This window comes from Nostoc sp., from assembly GCF_041747015.1.
GTDB lineage: Bacteria > Cyanobacteriota > Cyanobacteriia > Cyanobacteriales > Nostocaceae > Nostoc.
Map to the genome: position 1 here is coordinate 1 of NZ_JBGTFY010000241.1, position 18567 is coordinate 18567.

Below are 18567 nucleotides of genomic sequence, written 5' to 3' on the forward strand. Positions count from 1 at the left end.
TTGCAGAAAATATACCTTTACTGAGTGCCGATAAAATCTTTGATGCATATCCAATAAGACGTGTATGGTAGATAGCGTTACTTTTCTACCAAAAGATAAATAAACAGTCATCACCAAAAAAACTTAACATTACTTTAAGCACTGCTAGGCAAAGATAATTTTATGGGTTACTACATCGCTCCTCGGTTTCTAGACAAATTGGCTGTCCACATTACCAAAAACTTTCTAAAGCTTCCTGGCGTAAGAGTTCCCGTGATTTTAGGTATTCATGGACGCAAAGGAGAAGGCAAAACATTTCAATGTCAATTAGTCTTCGAGAAAATGGGTATCGAGGTGACTAACATCTCTGGCGGCGAATTGGAGAGTCCAGATGCAGGAGATCCAGCGCGGTTGATTCGGCTGCGCTATCGAGAAACAGCGGAACTTATCAAAGTACGCGGCAAAATGTGTGTACTAATGATTAACGATTTAGATGCGGGGGCTGGACGCTTTGATGAAGGCACTCAATATACTGTAAATACGCAGTTGGTGAATGCCACACTGATGAATATTGCTGATAACCCCACAGATGTACAATTGCCTGGAAGCTATGATTCCACGCCTTTACGTCGTGTACCAATTATTGTCACAGGTAATGATTTTTCCACCCTCTATGCACCGTTAATTCGGGATGGACGGATGGATAAATTTTACTGGGAACCAAACCGAGACGATAAGGTAGGAATTGTCAAGGGGATTTTTGAACCGGATGGACTATCACAGAAGGAAGTTGAACAGCTAGTTGATACTTTTGTCAATCAGTCCATTGACTTTTTTAGCGCTTTGCGATCGCGTATTTATGACGAACAAATCCGCAACTACATCCATAAAGTCGGGTTTGAGTGGGTATCGTTGAGTGTGGTTAACAGCGTTGAAGGCCCACCAGAATTTAAAAAGCCAGATTTCAGACTGTCTCACTTAATCGAGTCTGGTAACTTCTTGGTTGGTGAACAAAAACGGGTGGAAAATTCCCATTTGGTTGATGATTACAACCGACTAAATAGAGGGAGAAATTCTGATCAATCTGCACCGCCTGCTGTGACACCAATTAGTCAGCCGTCAGGCAATGGTACAACCCAAGAAGTAAAAACTAATCAATTCCAGAAACAGGAAGTATCGAGTCCCCATTTGACTTTAGATACACAAGCGCAAATCAGACAATTATTGTCTCAAGGCTACAAAATTAGCATTGAACACGTAGATGAGCGCCGTTTCCGCATGGGTTCATGGCAAAGTTGTGTTAACAGCCACATTGATAGCGAGACTGATGCAATTTCAAACTTGGAATCGACTCTGACAGAATATAGCGGTGAATACGTGCGCTTGGTAGGTATTGATCCGAAAGCCAAGCGGCGGGTTGTAGAGACAATTATTCAACGTCCGAGTGGGAAAAATTAGAGTTAGATAAATGAGGAGGAGCGATCGCACTACACATATCAAAGGCGATCGCTTTTGTCAATTCTCAAACAACGAGAAAAAAGTTGAATTTTTTACTTTTAACTACAAGTAGCTGCTGAAGCCGATTTAACAGTTTTTAAATCGCCAGTGAATACGGCTGTGTATTGATAAGGTGATGAACCAGAACAAGTCATGGAATTTGTATAAATGTTACGGGGACTCCACCATGACGTTGCTTGCACAGTTAAATTTGTGCCATTCCATGATAAATTGCTGACAACCAAAGAGTTAGTTTTTCCATCATTTGACTTTTTGGCAGATAAAAATGTGGCATAGGAAACATCGCCATTGGCTGGATTAAGGCGGGCTATAACTGCGACTTTTGGTCCGCCTCCGCTACCATAGCTAGACAACCAACGCAAAGCGGCAAAGCGGCGAAAATCATTACCAGTCTGACTACCAGTGGAGGAGTAAACGCCATATAAAACATTTCCCCCATCCCAAAACAATCCATAACCTGTACCATCGTCATTTGTTGTTTCGTAGTCAGTACGACACCAGGCTTTAATCCCGTTATTAAAACGGATAGTCACGGGGTTTTTATTATTAGATGAAACTTGCTGATAACCAATGTAAATGGTTGTATTTCCATACTTGACTTTAGGGCCATTTTTAGCTTTGATTGTCGCTTCACTATCATTGCAACTAAATGTCACAGCATTCCCGACAGATGAATTTACCGTTTGGGCAAAAGCTGGAGGAGCTTTTTGGGTGATTACTAAATCAGCTACCAATACTACAGATAAAGAGAAACTTGCAAAATACCTCTGGAATTTGTGAGAATAAATCATGGTACAAGGTTGCTTAAAAAGGGAACAAAAACTTCGTCTCAACTATAATCTCTAACCAGCGTTTACACAAGCAAAATTGTTTAGAATTGCATATCTGTTTATTTATTAAAAAAATTACAAATAAATCTGGGTAATTTCTCTGAATCCAGATATTCCACCTGTTTTTTTTGCGTAGGCGTAGCCCGTCGTAGACATCGCTTCAATGTTAATCATGAATGCTACAATATACATAAGTAATATTGTGGACTCAACAAGAAATATTGCAATATTAATTATGAATGTTGCAATATTGATCAGGAATGTTGCAATGTTAATTATGAATACTGCAATATTGATCAGGAATATTGCAATGTTGATTATGAATAAGTAAATATAATTAATTACACAATGTCATGGCAAATATAGTCAAGCAAAATAAAGCGATCGCCATGACTAGAATTACTCCGCTAGCTTGCAATAACGTTTTATAAGTTATCAGCCTAACATGATATTACTTTTTATTCCAGAGACTTAAAAATGCTTGAGAGATGGCTGGAGTAATCTGACTTTGTAAGTGATTTAATGCATCACGATGATTTGTATTGTTGTCATCATAATAAGTGAACACATTCGTAAGTTTAACAATCTCAGGGTTTTGATCATTTGTTCCCCTCCATTTGTTAGTAACTTTGTTTAAAACGTCCTTGGGTAGATTTTGCTGTAAGTTATTTAGTGCTGCAATGTAAGAGGAATTTTGAGGATTCTTTTTGAATTGGAAGTACAAATCTATCAGCTTGAGTTGTGACTGTGGTTGGGATTTCTTTGGTGGTAGACTGGCTTGCTGTAAAATTTGACGTTGTTCCATAGTGGCAATGCCATTTTCAGTTAAACCCTGAAATTTCTGAAATTTCTTGACTGCTGTATAAGTAGCTGGCCCATAAAAAGGTCTGTCTGAAGGTAGTTCAGTATTGGTTGCAAAACCGTGAAACTTCAATCTATTCTGAAGCCCTTTGATTGTATCTTCCATTAAACTTCGAGTTTCGGAATCAGGATTACCATTTACCGTCAGTTTTGATGAGTACTGTTTCTGAAACCTTTTAATAGCTTCTTGGGTAGGTTGATCTGTCAAGGCGTTGTCGTTCCTTTTCCAGGGAGCAAATTTCGTCAGATCCGCCTTAGGGTCAATCTCAGGAGCTAAATATCCCAGCCCGATTAATATATGATGGATCTGTTGAGGGGTATAAGGAGTCATGTTTTTCAGTTCCTTTGCTATTAAAGTTCCAGTTAATGTATCTTATTTTATAACAATCAAGTAAGCGGGCATAAACCAGTCAAACATATTTTTTTACAAAATGGTTTAAAATTCAAGCAATGTGCAAGGGCAAGGGCAAGCAGCTTTTCTTTGAGATGCTTTGCAAATAAGTTTATTTTCAACTATTGATGATGATACTACGCACTTGAAGTTTTCTGCCCGAATGTTTTTTTTGCACCAGCTTTAAAGCCGCTTTCAGTATTTCTGCGATGCCTACGGTAGTCACTGAGCCTTGCCGAAGTGCGGTAAACTACGCTCTTTGTTACCTTTACCACGCCATTCAAGCATAAAAAAGGGTACAGAGTAGAAGAATGTTCCCTCTACTCTGTACCCTAATCTGCTGTTTCTTCCTTAGTTCACAGTCTTATGTCTGCATTTGGCTTTGGGGTGGAAAGCCATGCTGAACTCTGCCTTCATCACCATCAAACTTCATAGAGGTTTTGAAGAGTTCAAAACGCCCATCAGTTGCATATTGAGCGCAACGATCGCGCAACGCCTGCATTTCTTTTGCCTTCATCGGTTGAAAGCCACGAGCGATCGCTAAATTTTGCCGCAGTACTTGGAGTGAATCAATACCGCTAACGAGTGAGGCGATGGGTAAACTCATAACATAACGGATGGCTTCCTGGGGAGTCACTACACCTTTTTTGACTGCATCACCAGTACCACTGAGGCTTTTCATGCCAATGATCGCTATTTGGCGTTTGTTGAGTTCTGGTAACACCTGTCGCTCAAAGCTGCGGAAGCTGGCATCAAAACAATTAAGCGGCAATTGTACGGCATCAAAAGGGTAATTGTAGGAGAGCATTTTCAGGTGAATAGCGGGGTCTTTGTGACCCGTAAAGCCAACAAATCTGACTTTCCCCTCTTTTTTCGCCTGAGCCAAGGCTTCAATTGCTCCGTTGGGGCGAAAAATCTTTTCTGGATCATTGTAGTAAACAACTTCGTGGATTTGCCACAAGTCAATATGGTCAGTTTTAAGACGGCGCAGAGATTCTTCAAGTTGCTGCATTGCAACTTTGCGATCGCGTCCGTGGGTGCAAACCTTCGTCATCAAAAAAACCTTGTCTCGTCGTCCCTGTAACGCCTCTCCCATCCACTCTTCACTGCGATGCTGGTTATACTCCCAGGCGTTATCCATGAAAGTCATACCATTGTCAACGGCTTCGTGGGTGATGCGAATTGCCTCTTCTTTGCTCTTTGCTTGTCCTAGAGTTGCACCTCCAAGGGCGATCGCTGAAACTTTTACCCCTGTTTTTCCTAGTGGACGGAGAGGAATTTCACCAGTGTTTCTGCTGTTCGTTGGAGTTGCAGACGATGCTGGAACCTGTGCCGCTTCCACTTCAGAATCGGCATTGAGGATATGGTCAGTGAAAATCGCCCCTGCGCCCGCACCGATAAAGCCTATTCCTTTTAAAAAATCTCGCCGCTTTACATCCAAAGGCAGATGCTTTTGAGCAGCATCATCATTGTTTTGACCTGTCATTGATTTTTTGTAATTAAAAATACTTAATCTTTGCTTTGCCAACTTTGTCCAATAATTACACGTCTTAAAGGCGTAATGGTATCAACAAATTAATTGTTGTGGCTGAAAACTTGATGCACTATCCCAATAATTAACTTGGTTAATATTCACCTGGAGTAAAGCAATATCGGGCTCATCTAGTCCTTTAGGAAACCAGGTTTGAAGTTCCGGCTTCCATAGCGATCGCATCTTGTTGCGGTCTTTTACGAGTTGTGCTGTACCTGAGATAGAAACGTATCGCTGTTGTTCGGGTGACGAGAAACTAACATTAACCTGCTTATGGTGTTCAATCTCAGTCACTTTGTGAGAACCAGCATAGGTAAAAAACCAGAGTATGCTATCAGAGTTAATTTCACCACTCTTTGACATGGGGTAACTATGCAAACTGCCATCATCATCGACTGTGGTAAACATACCATAATCAATATCTTTGATTAGTTCACGCAGCTTTTGAATCTGTTGATCGCGGTCTGTAGAAGTTGCCATTGTTTGTACTGTTTTCTCTATTTGCTTTTTCTGGGCTATATTTTTTGATTACAACCAGGTTTAAGGCTGGTAAAGTCATTTTTAAGTATCAACGTTTTTAGTTTTAATTGCGTGAGTCTACAGGTGGAATTCTGCTAAAACTAGCTTTGTTAGTTATATCTATAGAGATATTGATATTTGACGACAAGCCACTTCTCTACGAAACGCTACGCCAATGCATCTGCGCTCTTTGTCTGTAAGACTTCTATCCATAGCGACATGATTTCTGCCCTTATTTTTTTAGAGAGAAATCCTAGAGTTTTCGGACTAAATTAAAACTATCTCTATAACTTAAGGTTAATGAATCTAGCTAGAGGTCTAACCAAGCTTATAATTAGACATATTTTGTAAGTCTGCTTTTAAATGCTAAAAGATAAAATTAAATTAATTCTGCCTCTTCAAATATTTGCCTTGTGGTCAATTCCAAACCTGGAAGTAGCTCATCTAAAATTGGCGTATTATCTTTATAAACTTGACTTGAACCATCAGGAAGAAAAACTCTTATACTTATCGCTTCCGGGTTTATAATCCAAACCCTTGACACACCCGCAGCAAGATAATCTTGCGCTTTATCTTCAAATTCTTTCATGCTTTGGTCTGGAGATATAATTTCTATTACTAATTCTGGAATTGCCGGACAAGCTTCATTAAGCCATAGTATCTATTTTTACTTTGCAGTACTCTTCCTATTCATAGCAGACTATGGATATTGGCAAAATCCCTATTTACGACAATCTAGACCGAAATTATTACTACTTGGATTGTATAAGTACTTGTGATAATTTAAGCATTAACCACAATTAGAGTTTAAAAATGGCGAGTACATCCAACGTCAAGATTACCATCGCCCTGCAAGATTCTGATTTAGATGATGATGAACTGCAAGACGAAACCCAAAGGCTGTTGCAACAAATGCTGCAACTAGATGAAGTGGAGGATGCCAGTCTTTTTAGTGAAGCAGAAGCACCAGTAGGAAGTAAGTCACTCACAGGGCTGGCTGTGGGTTGGCTAACAACTCAGGTGAATCCCAAGAATATTAAAGCACTGATGGGATTTTTAGGCGATCGCCTTGGTAACAAGACTATTGAACTAGAAATTGAAGCCAATGGCAAGAAACTGAAAATCAAAGCCAGCAGTCGCCAAGAGTTAGAAGCAGCAATTGAGGCAGCCCAGAAATTTGTAGCAGGATAGAGTATTTCAAATGGATAAAGTAGCATTGCTGATTGGGGTGAGTGAATATGAGCCTGGGTTAAACCCACTACCTGCTGCTGTCAAAGATGTTGAAGCAATGCAGCAAGTGTTGTTACACCCAGAAATGGGCGGCTTTGCTGAGACAGATATTATGGTGCTAAAAAATCCCCAGCGCCAAGATATGGAAGAAGCGATCGAGAATCTGTTTGCCCATCGTCAAAAAGACGATCTGTTAGTTCTTTTTTTCTCCGGTCATGGCATTAAAGATGACACTGGTAGACTCTTCCTCGCAACCCGCTCCACACGCAAAACTCCCAGAGGAGATTTAATTCGCTCATCGGCAGTAGCAGCCAGTATTGTACATGAAAGCATGAGCCGCAGCCGTTCTAAGCGGCAAGTTGTCATTTTGGACAGTTGCTTTAGTGGCGCTTTTGTTGAGGGTTTATCAGCCAAAGATGACGGTAGTATAAATATCCGTGAGCAATTAGGAGGAGAGGGGCGAGCTGTTCTGACTTCATCCAGTTCAACTCAATATTCTTTTGAACAGCAAGGGTCAAACCTATCAATTTATACCCGTTATTTGATTGAAGGAATTACCACAGGGGCGGCAGACTTAGACGAAGATGGGGTTATCTCGATTGACGAGTTGCATGATTATGCCAGTAGGAAAGTTAGAGAAATACAGCCAACGATGAAGCCAGAAATTTACACAAGTAGAGAAGGCTTTAAGATTCGACTTACAAAAGTTCCCCAAGGTGATCCCAAACAGAAGTATCGCAAAGAGGTGGCGCAATACAGTAGCCGTGGTGATGTTCCTTTTGTGGGTCGCAAAACTTTGGATGCGCTTAGAAGCCGCTTGGGACTATCCGAGATGGAAGCAACTGCAATTGAAGATGAGATGTTAGCAGTTGCTCGTCAGGAATTTAAACAAAAGTTACAGCAATATCAGCGAGACTTCACTGAAGCACTTCAGCAGCAAGTAGCCCTAAGTGAAGATGATCTTAATGCACTAAGACAGAATCTTCAGCAAATTTTGGGGCTGAGGAATGAGGATACAATGCCAATTGAGGCACAGATTAAGGCCAGAATTACGGCTGAGACTGAAGGCCACCAGCAAAAATTGCAACAGTATGAGCAAGTGCTAACTCAAGAAATTCAGCATGGATACCCGTTTGGTGAGGAGATTCGTAAGGAATTAAAGCGATATCAGCAAGTCTTGGAACTCAGGGATGAAGAAGTAGCAGTAATTGAAGAAAAAGTTGTTCGACAAAGAGATGTAAATCCACCCCTGACCCAGGTAACAGGTGAAGATTCTAAAGCAATTCCTGTGGACTCGCCTAACAAATTGCGTCTATTAGTTAGCGGGAGTATTTTTGCTGTGTTTGCTGTAATCATAATAATTTCTTCTATACTAAAAACACCAGAGTTAGAACCAAATAGCGAATCTCAACCTAGTGCTAGTCCGTCCATCTCTTCTACAAATTCTCCGATGACTGCTGAGGATTTATATAACAGAGGAACTGATAAATACCAGAGAAAAGACTATCAGGGTGCGATAGAGGATTACAACCAAGCTCTCAAAATTAATCCCAACTATGTTCATGCCTACAACGACCGGGGTCGTGCCCGCTATGCTCTAGGATATAAAAAGGAAGCGATAGAAGATTACAACCAAGCTCTCAAAATTAATCCCAACTATGTTCATGCCTACAACAACCGGGGTCTTGCCCGCTATGCTCTATTAGACAACAAGGAAGCGATAGAGGATTACAACCAAGCTCTCAAAATTAATCCCAACTATAGTATAGCCTACAACAACCGGGGTCTTGCCCGCTATGCTCTATTAGACTACAAGGAAGCGATAGAGGATTACAGCCAAGCTCTCAAAATTAATCCCAACTATGATATAGCCTACAATGAGCGGGGTAATGCCCGCTATGCTTTATTAGACTACAAGGAAGCGATAGAGGATTACAACCAAGCTATCACAATTAATCCCAACTATGATATAGCCTACAACAACCGGGGTCTTGCCCGCTATGCTCTATTAGACTACAAGGAAGCGATAGAGGATTACAGTCAAGCTATCACAATTAATCCCAACTTTGTTAATGCCTACAACGGCCGGGGTCTTGCCCGCTATGCTCTTGAATATAAAAAGGAAGCGATAGAGGATTACAACCAAGCTCTCAAAATTAATCCCAACTATCCTAATGCCTACTACAACCGGGGTAATACCTACTCTGCTCTTGGAGATAAAGAGCAAGCGAAAAAGGATCTTAAGACAGCGGCAGATTTTTATCAAAAACAAGGAAAGACGACAGCCTACACTGATGCAATGAACAGACTCAAGGTGCTTCAGTAATAGTCAAATTCTTATCAAGATTTCCAAACAGAACATTTATTCATTAAAACCAATAGATTAATTGGAAAATAAGAAAATTACACTGAAGCAGTTAGCAGCATGATCAAAGTCACAGATTAATAATACTGCTCAACCGGAAGTTAGTCCAGAGATTGGAGTGTCGTTTTTACAGTTAATTGATGAACTGGAGCAGCTACAAAACGGTCTACTAGAGTATAGATATTTTTTTAAAGTTTGAATATTGTCAACAAATTAGCTGGTAATTAGACCAAGAATCAAGTCCTTTTACTTTTATAGAAAATTACAACTGCGATCGCAGCTAACAATAATAATATTATTATATTTGCGATCGCCACTCATAACTTGTTTTCAACGTAATCTATCTACAGTATTCTTACTTCTAGAGGATGTTAAACTTGTACCCTCTGAATAAGCTTCTTCAACCTCTAGCAGGAGTGTTATTTCCCATTAAACGCCTACTATAAAAAAATAGGAAATCAAATCGCAGTATATCTGCTGTTCAACTTCCGCACCATTATAAAGTTAGACAAAATGCAGATTTCTCAACTTTTCACTAAATTACTCACTCAGACAGTAGTTTTAGGCGTAAGCGGTATTGTTCTATTTTCGAGTACTAATGTTAATGCTGCCGAACAAGTTGTTTTAAAGTATGGTACTTTTCAGGGGCAAATATCTGTTGAAGAATTAAGTCAGTTTGTAGAAACTGGCAAGACTACCCCGACATTAACAGCTTATTTGGAGGCGGCACAACAAGATCCTGCATTAGCTCGTAAGGCACTGAAAGCCGGAATAAAAGCCGATCCTGCCTTTTTAAATAGCTTACTGTCTAGCTGGGCTGGACCAGTTTTAGTTAACCAAATTGGTGAAGTAGTTCACCCTCCCGCAGGACAACTAAATCAGCAAGCGCTGCAAACCGCTTTAAGTGAATCTATTAAGCAAAATGGTGAAGTTACACTGCTTGGAGCCATTCAGAATTATCCAAATACTTCTGTTGAACTTGAAGGCGATCGCCTCATCGCTGTTTATGAGCGCCTAAGCAATCTTGCAGAACTCTTATAAGGGCTAGTTACTGCTATAAGTTAATACTGATGACTCTATCTTAGGGTTCATGCCCTCTTACTGAGAAATTCTCTAATCTAAATGTAGAGTTTAGTCTAAAAACAGGGAAAAAATTTGTATGACAACTGATGTTTCTAAAAATATTAACAAGGATGTTAACGGAGCGCTGATAACTGGTATTATCTTGAGTATTGTGGGAGTTATTGCGATCGCAGCGCCTAATTTCACCACCCTATTCACCGAAACTTGGATTGCGGTGATTGTGCTTTTTGCAGGATTTACAAAACTAGTTTATGCTACTCAAACGCGCGATCGCGGAGGTTTTCTTTGGAAACTTTTATTGAGTGGACTCTATATTGCAACGGGCATAATGCTATTTGTTTATCCTTATACGGGTATTCTTACACTAACTCTGTTGCTTGGGACATTTTTGCTAACTGAAGGCACATTCGAGTTAATTTTGGCATTCCGGTTACGTCCGCAAGAGAACTGGCTTTGGGTACTAGGTAATGGCATTATTACGTTGGTCTTAGGCGCAATGATTTGGTTTCAGTTGCCTTTCAATGCGCCCTGGCTGATTGGGACACTTGTTGGTGTCAGCGTTCTTTTTAGTGGCATTTCACGCGTAATGCTGTCGTTGAATGCGCGTTCTACCTTAAATCCTCCTGAGCAAACTGCTTAGGAGATGAGAGTGGGGAGTAGGAAGTGGGCAATCTCACTTCTTTACTCAGCACTGAGAACTCGGAACCCGGAACTGTTTTGCCTCATGCCCAAACTTCAATAGTCAAAGTTTATAAGACATTGCAGCAGCTATGCCTACACTTTTATGTTGTTAAATTAACAACATAATTATCTATGATAATAAATTTTTCACTTACAGAACGCATCTGTAAGAGGGTCAATAATTAATTTATTATAATATATAAATAATAGACGCAATTAGTGCAAGTAGAGTTGTTATATCTCGACTCGACACAATTTAAATTAAGCAGTGTAAGACAATTTAATAATTAGTGAAATTTACTTTTCAGTGTTGGAGGGAGGAGAAATTATTGAAAATTATCCCGAAGCCTATCCCTTAACCGTTTAGTCTAAACTCCAATTTTAGCTATAGAGACAAAGACCAATACAACTTTACTGCTCCAGAGTTTATTTATCCTGGTGACTGTTTTCTCTAACCACCCCAATAATCAAAAGAAGCACTTCTACTAATTTTATCAGTAATTTTACGATAAAACAATTTGAATTTTCGTTTTTTATCGTAATTTTACTGTGTACATTGCAAATTATAATCCTTACTCTTAAGTAGGCATTTACAGAAATGCTTCACCAGGCTGTTTAGCTCTGAGTAACACTACCTAAGTCTAAAAACCTTGGACTTCTATTCAAAGAATGCCAACGGTAATCGAGATGGATTTTGATTAAATCCTTAGCCTAGATGGCTAGAGTCAAAGTTTATTCAAAAAATTATTAAGTAGAGAAATTAAAACATGACAACAGCATATGTTCTCAGTAATAACACTCTGAGCTCGTTTGATACCTCTAACCCCGACAACCTTAACGCTAACATCCCCATTACTGGACTGACGGCAGGGCAGAATTTAGTAGGTATTGACTTCCGTCCCCAAAACGGCAGACTCTACGGAATCGCTAGCGATGGTATGGGCAGTGCCCAGCTTTATGCCATTAGTATCCAAACTGGGTTAGCTGTTGCTATTGGGACATTAGGACAATTTTTTGATGGTGCCGGCAACCCTGTTGCAATTACAGGTTCCGACTTTGGAATAGATTTCAATCCAACAGTCGATCGCCTCCGCGTTGTTACCTCCAATGGACTAAACTTTCGCGTTAACCCAAATACTGGAGCAGCGATCGATGGTAACTTGGGCATGATGGTGCCTCCAGCAGGCATCAATCCTGATGGTTCGATCAATGGTGGTACTACTACAGTCGATGCTACAGCCTATACAAACAGCGCTCCCAACGTTACAGCGACCACACAATACACCTTAGATTCAGTCACTAATACACTATTCATTCAGAATCCACCCAATAATGGCACCCAGATATCGCCCCTGGTAGTCACCCTTAATGGCACTCCTCTAGACTTTACTAGTGTCAATGGCTTTGATATCCCGTCTGGTGTCAATGTTTCAGTATCAAATACTCCAGCCACTGGAGAGGCATTTGCGGTTCTCACGGTCGGTAGTACAACCGGACTTTATACAATTGAACTTTCTACAGGTGCTGCTACACTGATCGGAACGGTGGGTACAGGCACAGATCCAGTTCAAGGGTTTGCACTCCAAAACGAAGTGGCTTCTGCTGGCGTACCTCTGATTGGATTGACTGCCGATGGTACTCAACTCCTTCGGTTCAATAGTACCAGTTCTGGAACAGTAACAACCGCCGCGATCGCTGGTGTAACGCTAGGTGAAACCTTAGTAGGCATTGACCTACGTCCAGCAACTGGGCAGTTATATGGACTGGGAATTAATGATGCAGCGAATACAGGTACTCTGTACTTGGTTGATCCTCAAACTGGAACAGCAGCGATCGTGGGTGCGGCAGCAGGGCAAATTGCCTTTGTAGACACTCTTAACAACCCTGTTGATCTACCTCCTGCCAACACTGGTTTTGGCTTTGACTTTAATCCAACGGTTGATCGTATTCGTGTGGTTACAAATACTGGGTTGAACTTCCGCCTCAATCCGATTACAGGTGCTGCTATTGATGGAAATACTGGAGTAACAGGTACTAACCCAGATGGTGCGATTAATGGACTTCAGTCCGGTTCTACAGGGATTTCTGCTACTGCTTATACCAACAGCTTCAATGGACTCACTGGAACCACTGTTACAACTCAATACACGCTAGACCCAACTAGCAACAGCCTGTTTATTCAGAACCCGCCTAACAATGGCACCCAAACAGTTCAATTGTTAGTTACCCTTAACGGCGCTCCACTAGATTTTACTGAAGCTAGCGGTTTCGATATTCCGTCAAATGTACGAGTTACTGCATCAAATGCAGCAGCCTCAGGACGGGGGATAGCAGCATTGAACGTTGGAGGTTTGACTAATCTATATACAATTGAACTAAGTACAGGCGCTGCTACTCTGCTCGGCCCGATTGGTTCAGGTACAAGTTTAGCTGGTTTGACAGTCGCGGAATCTCCTACTGGTACAGTGGCGTTTGGCAACGCTACCTATACTGTTGATGAAAATGGCACAACGATCGCACTCGATTTAGCTCGTACAAATGGTTCGAGTGGTTCTTTCACCGTAGATGTGGCTGGTTTTGACAATGGCACACCTGTAACTGTGACTTTTGCTGATGGTCAGACTACTTCCACCTTAAATATTACTGATGACAGCCTGGGTGAAGGCAATGGCACAGTTACACTGTCCTTAAAAAATCCTACAAATGGAGCTGTTTTAGCAGCACAAGACACTGCTACCTTTGAGATTACTAACAATGGTAATGGTGGCACGATTAGCGTTAATTATAATGGCACAATTAGCGTTAATAATGGTGGCGCGATCGCAACTAACTTTGCTGCCAATGGTAACGCCATCATCTCTATTGCTAACAACTTTCAAAGCCTTGTGCAGTTCTCGTTATCCAGCCGAAAAAATACCGTTGTCAACGAGATTGTTGCTTTCACGGTTGATGACGATTTAGGTACGATCAATGGCATTGCTGCTAATGCAACAGGTTATTTGGAAGCTGCGATCGCTCGTTCCCGTACCATCTTCTCCACACTTAGTAACAATCCTAATGGCTTTGGCGGTGGACTATCAAGTATTTTAGATTTTGGGTCAAATGCACGCTTCTCCACTTTATTAATTCAAAACGGTAGCCTTGATGAATTGCGAGCCGGAAAGATTTCTGCTAGCAGCGTCTTTTTGAGTAGTCAGACTTCGGTACGTGTTTCTAGTGCTACTGCCAGTAATTTCACCTTTGGCTTTGAAGATAGTCCCAACAGTAGTAACAATGACTTTAATGATATAGTTCTGGAGGTTAAGACGGTTAGCCAGAGTGCCTCAGCAGGATCAGCTTTGCAAGGGCAGAGTGAGGTACTAGATTTGCGTTCTCTAACAGGACAAGTCACTACTTCATTTACCGTTAACCGTGAAGCAGCCTTCGACAATTTTGTTGGGTTCTACCGGGTGGTAGACCAGAATGGTGGAATTGATACCAATGGCGATGGTACGGTAGACATTCTGCCGGGTGCGATAGGTTACGCTCAAGCAGCGGTAAATAGTCGCATAACAGGAATTGACTTAAGTGTAAAAAATCAACAAACAGCAACCCTGTCTGGACAGTTTGCAGGTGGCTCTATTTTTGCTCCTTTCTTAATTGCAAATGCTTCAGTAAACCAGGTTATCAGTGGTCAAAAGTTGGATGAGGTATATTTCGCCTACCTTGGAGCAAATTCCGATCAAGCCGATCATATTCGCCTCCTCGGTAATAATACATTCGGCTTTGAGGATTTACGGGGTGGCGGAGATAAAGACTTCAACGATGTCATTGTGCGTGTGACTATCTAAGCCAATCAGGGTTAATACTGTTGTTTCTGGTTTCGCCTTTATTAATCATTCTTTGATGGTAACTAGACTCGTACCGTCGGGGCAATACCCTGCGGGAAGCTAAAGCTACATGAATTGCCCCGACGACAGATGTGGTTTTTCAAATAATACATATTTCGTCTTCCCTGTCAATGCGTAAGTACTAAGTTAATAACACTTATCCGACACAAAGCATAAACGGCAAAGGTTTAATAGTAAAAGTTTATAAGACATTGCAGCAGCAATGGCTAAGTTGGGCTACGCCTACGCCAACAAAATTGCTAAATTAACTAAGGAAATCAAAATCAAAGCCAGCTAGCTGCAATCAACAATGGTATCTATTACTGCTCCCTTCTCGGATATTCAAAACCATTGGGCCCGCTTATTTATTACAGCCTTAGCCCAACGTGGTATTGTTAGCGGGTTGCCTAATGGAATGTATCGCCCCGATAACTCACTCACCCGCGCTGAGTTTGCCGCCATCATCGCCAAGGCATTTGGGACAATTACCCAGAAGCGGCAGTATGTCCCCTTTGTTGATGTACCTAGTAATTATTGGGCAGCAGCGGCCATTCAAACAGCTTACGAAAAAGCATTTATTAGCGGGTTTCCTGATAAAAGTTTCCGTCCCGCTAACCGAATTACTAGAGTAGAAGTTTTAGTCTCCTTGGTAGCAGGTTTAGAAATTGCCACCAAAGTAAAACCCGACCTTTTATCAGCACTCCCCCAAATCTATCAAGATGCCGTTCAGATTCCTGGCTATGGTAAAAATCACATAGCTATTGCCACCAGCGCCGGATTGGTGGTTGGTTTTCCAAATGTAAAATTACTCAATCCCAATCTCGCAGCTACCCGTGCAGATGTGGCAGTGATTATTTATCAAGCTTTGGTGTATCTAGGTGAAGCAGAAAAGATTGCTTCTAGTTACCTCATAGTACCGCCAAAACCGACACCAACACCGACACCGACACCAATACCAATACCAATACCCACACCCACACCTGTCGGTAGCGTTAGGGTAAATCATAACCGGGAGTTCCGAGGGGTGTGGGTAGCATCTGTGTGGAATAGTGATTGGCCTTCTAAAGCCGGACTATCGGTTGCCCAACAAAAAGCTGAACTTACGGAGATTATTACTAAATTACAAGCGTTAAACTTCAATGCCCTCATCTTCCAGGTGCGACCGGAAGGAGACGCTTTGTATGAATCCCAATTAGAGCCTTGGAGTGCTTGGATTACGGGAACTCAGGGTCAAGCACCAGAACCATTTTATGATCCTTTAGCGTTTGCGATCGCCGAATGTCACAAGCGCAATATTGAACTTCATGCTTGGTTCAACCCTTACCGCGCTAGCACTTCCACCAACCCAGCCAAAACAGTCCGTCCCCACATCGCAGCTACCAATCCAGAAACCGTTTATTTGTGGAAAACTCAACGCTGGATGGACCCAGGACTGAAAATAGTTCAGGATAGAGCTTACAACGTAATTATCGATGTAGTGAAGCGCTACGATGTTGACGGCATTCACTTAGATGATTATTTCTATCCATATCCCATTGAGGGACAACCTTTTCCTGATAACAAAACCTATGCTGCCTATAAAGCAGGGGGTGGTACATTCAGCCTTGGCGACTGGCGACGAGACAACGTTAACAAAATGGTACAGCGCCTCTGGCAGGGGATTAAAGCAACCAAACCCGACGTTAAATTTGGTATTAGTCCCTTTGGTATCTATCGCCCTGGACAACCTGCTGGTATTACTGGGTTGGATGCTTACAACGTGCTGTATGCCGACTCGAAAAAATGGTTAGAACAAGGCTGGATTGATTACATTGCGCCTCAACTTTACTGGCGCACAGACGAACCACAACAAAGTTATTCGGCATTGCTAAAGTGGTGGACACAGGTAAATACAAAGAAAAGACACGTTTACGCTGGTAATAATTTAACAGAACCAAGCAACAAAAGTCGGGAAAGTGATGAGATTGAAAAGCAGGTGAAAATTAGTCGTAGTCAAACTGGACAGTTGTCACTGGGGAATATCTTCTTTAATCTCGGTATTTTGACGGAAAATAGTCAAGGCATTGCTGATAAATTCCAAAGTCTGCTTTATAACAAACCTGCCCTACCTCCAACTTTGTCTTGGCAGGATACAACACCACCCCCTCCACCCACCGGATTACAAGTCAACAACCGCAAACTGAGTTGGCAGCCTGGTGATAATCAACCAATTCGTTCCTGGACGCTTTATCGGCAAAGTGGTGATACTTGGACAATTGGGCGCATTTTGTCTGCTGGCACAACCTTTGCTACTGTTCAACAACCGGGAACCTATGCTGTGTGTGCAGTCGATAGGTTGGCGAATGAGAGTGTGGGAACAGTTATTACAGTGAGTTGAGTAAAAGCGCTGACTGCGAGTGCGTTCATTATGACGTAGTAGAAGTGCGATCGCTTGTTGAAATACTATTGCAGCATGGTGGAAATAAGCAATATTCCTTCTGCCCAATGCTCATTCTGTAGTTTGTTACATCTAAAGACGGCAAACACCACTCTAATGTTACGGTTCACCCTAACTAGTGAAAGTATTAATTCTCATACATTAGACAGAGTAGAAGCAAATCAATCCATGAACCAACTAAAAACACAATTTAGTTAGTTTAACCGTCCCCAGCAAGGTTCGGGAAACCGCCCTTCATGGACTGGCTAGCACTAAGCTTCAGTATATATATCAGCATAATCTGGAGTTTTAACCCCAGGAAAGCCAAACCAAAGGCATTCATGCTGAACTGGCTGATTTATTGACCCTATTGGTTCAAAATTTAGTCCTTTATATTCTCATTCATTCATTTAGTAGTTATAAGGAGCCAGCACCTAAAATGGCAAAAGTAGTTGGAATTGACTTAGGAACAACGAACTCCTGCGTGGCAGTGATGGAAGGTGGTAAACCCACAGTCATTGCTAATGCTGAAGGTTTTCGGACAACGCCCTCAGTAGTCGCATTTGCCAAAAATGGCGACAACTTGGTTGGTCAAATCGCCAAACGCCAAGCGGTGATGAACCCCGAAAATACGTTTTACTCAGTCAAACGCTTTATCGGACGCCGCTTCGACGAAGTTAGTAACGAAGCTACAGAAGTTTCTTACAAAGTCCTCAGCAGCAACGGCAATGTCAAAGTAGATTGTCCAATAGCTGGTAAACCATTTGCTCCTGAAGAGATTTCTGCAAAAGTTCTTCGCAAACTAGTTGAAGACGCCAGCAAATATCTTGGCGAAACCGTAACCCAAGCTGTAATCACCGTTCCGGCATACTTCAACGACTCCCAACGGCAAGCGACAAAAGACGCTGGTAAAATTGCTGGGATTGAAGTTCTGCGGATTATCAACGAACCTACCGCTGCTTCTCTAGCTTACGGGTTTGACAAGAAGAGTAACGAAACCATTCTCGTGTTTGACTTGGGTGGTGGTACCTTCGACGTATCCGTGCTGGAAGTAGGAGATGGAGTTTTTGAAGTACTAGCTACATCTGGTGATACCCACCTTGGCGGTGACGACTTTGATAAAAAAATAGTTGACTTCTTAGCTGAGAAGTTTAAGAAAGCCGAAGGTATTGACCTGCGGAAAGACAAACAAGCTTTACAACGTCTGACTGAAGCCGCAGAAAAAGCCAAAATTGAGCTTTCTAGCGTCACTCAAGCAGAAATTAACCTGCCATTTATCACCGCAACCCAGGAT

At 41.7% G+C, this 18567-nt stretch carries 13 protein-coding genes; 8 read left to right on the top strand and 5 right to left on the bottom strand.

Translation table 11 applies throughout. The features are described 5' to 3' along the window. Positions 1-162 precede the first annotated feature (162 nt). Positions 163-1437 (top strand): ribulose bisphosphate carboxylase small subunit, encoded by a 1275-nt coding sequence (locus ACEW80_RS19445; RefSeq protein WP_373528165.1) that lies wholly within the window; start codon positions 163-165, stop codon positions 1435-1437. A gap of 98 nt (positions 1438-1535) precedes the next feature. Here ACEW80_RS19445 and ACEW80_RS19450 read toward each other — a convergent pair whose 3' ends face one another. From ACEW80_RS19450 to ACEW80_RS19470, 5 genes are all read right to left on the bottom strand, one after another. After that, the gene (locus ACEW80_RS19450; RefSeq protein WP_373528166.1) at positions 1536-2288 is read right to left on the bottom strand and encodes a hypothetical protein; all 753 of its coding nucleotides are present in this window, start codon (positions 2286-2288) and stop codon (positions 1536-1538) included. Between the two features lie 490 nt (positions 2289-2778). Continuing rightward, positions 2779-3519 carry a peptidoglycan-binding protein gene (locus ACEW80_RS19455; protein ID WP_373528167.1) on the bottom strand — a complete coding sequence of 247 codons (741 nt, stop codon included), beginning with the start codon at positions 3517-3519 and terminating at the stop codon, positions 2779-2781. A 424-nt stretch (positions 3520-3943) separates the two neighbouring features. Continuing rightward, on the bottom strand, positions 3944-5065 hold the full coding sequence (locus tag ACEW80_RS19460; protein ID WP_373528168.1) for an aldo/keto reductase: 1122 nt from the start codon (positions 5063-5065) through the stop codon (positions 3944-3946). A gap of 81 nt (positions 5066-5146) precedes the next feature. After that, positions 5147-5590 (bottom strand): pyridoxamine 5'-phosphate oxidase family protein, encoded by a 444-nt coding sequence (locus ACEW80_RS19465; protein WP_373528169.1) that lies wholly within the window; start codon positions 5588-5590, stop codon positions 5147-5149. Positions 5591-6008: 418 nt separating this feature from the next. Further along, a complete protein-coding gene (locus ACEW80_RS19470; protein WP_373528170.1) occupies positions 6009-6218 on the bottom strand; it encodes a Uma2 family endonuclease in 210 nt (69 codons plus the stop codon). A 224-nt stretch (positions 6219-6442) separates the two neighbouring features. Between ACEW80_RS19470 and ACEW80_RS19475 the strand changes: the two genes are divergently transcribed. The 7 genes from ACEW80_RS19475 to ACEW80_RS19505 form a co-directional block, all read left to right on the top strand. Then, on the top strand, positions 6443-6820 hold the full coding sequence (locus tag ACEW80_RS19475) for a hypothetical protein (RefSeq protein WP_373528171.1): 378 nt from the start codon (positions 6443-6445) through the stop codon (positions 6818-6820). A gap of 10 nt (positions 6821-6830) precedes the next feature. Beyond that, the gene (locus ACEW80_RS19480) at positions 6831-9185 is read left to right on the top strand and encodes a tetratricopeptide repeat protein (protein WP_373528172.1); all 2355 of its coding nucleotides are present in this window, start codon (positions 6831-6833) and stop codon (positions 9183-9185) included. 552 nt (positions 9186-9737) lie between these two features. Continuing rightward, positions 9738-10265, top strand: coding sequence for an alpha/beta hydrolase (locus ACEW80_RS19485; protein ID WP_373528173.1), 528 nt, complete (start codon positions 9738-9740; stop codon positions 10263-10265). 118 nt (positions 10266-10383) lie between these two features. Beyond that, positions 10384-10947 (top strand): HdeD family acid-resistance protein, encoded by a 564-nt coding sequence (locus tag ACEW80_RS19490; RefSeq protein ID WP_373528174.1) that lies wholly within the window; start codon positions 10384-10386, stop codon positions 10945-10947. A gap of 808 nt (positions 10948-11755) precedes the next feature. Next, positions 11756-14818, top strand: a complete 3063-nt coding sequence (locus ACEW80_RS19495) for a DUF4394 domain-containing protein (RefSeq protein WP_373528175.1) — start codon at positions 11756-11758, stop codon at positions 14816-14818. Between the two features lie 349 nt (positions 14819-15167). Further along, positions 15168-17234, top strand: coding sequence for a family 10 glycosylhydrolase (locus ACEW80_RS19500; RefSeq protein WP_373528176.1), 2067 nt, complete (start codon positions 15168-15170; stop codon positions 17232-17234). A 478-nt stretch (positions 17235-17712) separates the two neighbouring features. Next, positions 17713-18567 (top strand): Hsp70 family protein (locus ACEW80_RS19505; RefSeq protein WP_373528177.1); only part of this gene is annotated, 855 nt, incomplete at its 3' end.

Excerpts from the sequence above, each read along its gene's own strand:
- ACEW80_RS19445 (WP_373528165.1), top strand. The coding sequence starts at position 163 with ATGGGTTACTACATCGCTCCTCGGTTTCTAGACAAATTGGCTGTCCAC.
- ACEW80_RS19450 (WP_373528166.1), bottom strand. The coding sequence starts at position 2,288 with ATGATTTATTCTCACAAATTCCAGAGGTATTTTGCAAGTTTCTCTTTA.
- ACEW80_RS19455 (WP_373528167.1), bottom strand. The coding sequence starts at position 3,519 with ATGACTCCTTATACCCCTCAACAGATCCATCATATATTAATCGGGCTG.
- ACEW80_RS19460 (WP_373528168.1), bottom strand. The coding sequence starts at position 5,065 with ATGACAGGTCAAAACAATGATGATGCTGCTCAAAAGCATCTGCCTTTG.
- ACEW80_RS19465 (WP_373528169.1), bottom strand. The coding sequence starts at position 5,590 with ATGGCAACTTCTACAGACCGCGATCAACAGATTCAAAAGCTGCGTGAA.
- ACEW80_RS19470 (WP_373528170.1), bottom strand. The coding sequence starts at position 6,218 with ATGAAAGAATTTGAAGATAAAGCGCAAGATTATCTTGCTGCGGGTGTG.
- ACEW80_RS19475 (WP_373528171.1), top strand. The coding sequence starts at position 6,443 with ATGGCGAGTACATCCAACGTCAAGATTACCATCGCCCTGCAAGATTCT.
- ACEW80_RS19480 (WP_373528172.1), top strand. The coding sequence starts at position 6,831 with ATGGATAAAGTAGCATTGCTGATTGGGGTGAGTGAATATGAGCCTGGG.
- ACEW80_RS19485 (WP_373528173.1), top strand. The coding sequence starts at position 9,738 with ATGCAGATTTCTCAACTTTTCACTAAATTACTCACTCAGACAGTAGTT.
- ACEW80_RS19490 (WP_373528174.1), top strand. The coding sequence starts at position 10,384 with ATGACAACTGATGTTTCTAAAAATATTAACAAGGATGTTAACGGAGCG.
- ACEW80_RS19495 (WP_373528175.1), top strand. The coding sequence starts at position 11,756 with ATGACAACAGCATATGTTCTCAGTAATAACACTCTGAGCTCGTTTGAT.
- ACEW80_RS19500 (WP_373528176.1), top strand. The coding sequence starts at position 15,168 with ATGGTATCTATTACTGCTCCCTTCTCGGATATTCAAAACCATTGGGCC.